Annotated in this window: 2 protein-coding genes; both read right to left on the bottom strand. The window is 76.3% G+C overall.

The genetic code is table 11. The features are described from left to right. A partial coding sequence (locus DQW85_RS22815) for a DUF4350 domain-containing protein (RefSeq protein WP_162795255.1) occupies window positions 1-965 on the bottom strand: 965 nt, incomplete at its 3' end. Next, window positions 962-1,272: DUF4129 domain-containing protein (locus DQW85_RS46000; protein ID WP_205315327.1), on the bottom strand; the 311-nt coding region annotated here is incomplete at its 5' end. The genes DQW85_RS22815 and DQW85_RS46000, both read right to left, overlap by 4 nt.

Genomic DNA, 1,272 nt, shown 5'->3' on the forward strand with positions numbered 1-1,272 from the left:
AGCGCCTCGGCCGCCCTGGCCCTGGCCCGCCTGGCCCGGTAGAGCCGGCCGCGGCCCTCGACCGTCTCGGCGGCCCGCACGACGACCGGCAGCCGCTCGGTCACGACCGGCCCCAGCCGCCTGCCTCGCCAGAAGGCGACGACCAGCACGGCCACGAGCGCCATCCGCACGGCCCACGGGATGCTTTCGGGCATGAGGTCGTACATGGTCTTGCCCTCGGGGCCGGGCAGCTCGCTCACCGGCGGCCTCTCGGGCTCGACCAGCCAGGTGACGGCCCTGGCCGGGCCGATCAGGTTGAGCGCGAGGGCCGCGTTGCCGTCCTCCGCCAGGCGCTGGTTGGTCATGAACTCGCCGCTGCTCACCACCGTGGTCGTGCCGTTCGCGTTCGGGTAGCTCACCAGCGACCAGCCGTCGCCGGCGGGGTAGCAGCCGGTAGACCAGCGCGGGCCGGTGAGGACCGGGCCGCCGATGAACGCGCTGCCGGCCGCCGTGGCGGCGGGCAGCGAGCACCTGGGCTCGCGCGAGCGTTCGCGGGACTCGCGCAGGTGGGTGCGCACGCCGGGCGCCAGCACGTCCAGGCCGAACTGGTCGCCGACGATCAGCCGGTCGCCCAGGATTGCCGCCAGGCGGTGCTCGTCGAACCCGCCCGCCTGCGTGATCAGCAGCAGCCGGCCGCCCCCTGTGGCCTTGGCCTGTGCCGCCTCGACGGAGTCGACCCGGTCGACGGTGACGCCGCGGGCGCGCAGCAACTGGGCCAGAGCCCTCGACCCGGCGAGCGAGGTGTCGTCCGGGTCCAGCGGCCGGGCCTCACGCCCTCCGGAGCCGAGCAGGACGCCGGCGACCGCGGTCACCACGACGAGCACGGCCAGCACGACGCCGACCCGGGCCGCGCGCCAGGTGGAGCGCACGGTGGGCGAGGTGGGGGAGGACTGGCGGGCCTGCGCGGGCCGGATGCCGAGAGTCATGCCGCGCCTCCCGAGCCCGAGCCACCAGAGCCTGAACCACCAGAGCCCGAGCCACCAGAGCCTGTGCCTCCCGAGCCCGAGCCACCCGCCGTGCCGGAGTGCCCCGTGTCCAGCGGGTTCGTGCCTCCTGGGGCGCCCGCGGCGGCCTGGCCCGCCAGGAGCACAGGGCGGGCCACGCGGAGCCGCTCGTCGAGGTCTCTCATGGCGTCGTAGGCGGCTCGCGTGCCCGGCACGCCGCCGTAGGTCACGTCGTCGAACGACCGCGCGGCGGCGGCCAGCTCGTCGGCGAAGCCGGGCAGCGCGCGCG

This window comes from Nonomuraea lactucae (assembly GCF_003313395.1).
Lineage (GTDB): Bacteria > Actinomycetota > Actinomycetes > Streptosporangiales > Streptosporangiaceae > Nonomuraea > Nonomuraea lactucae.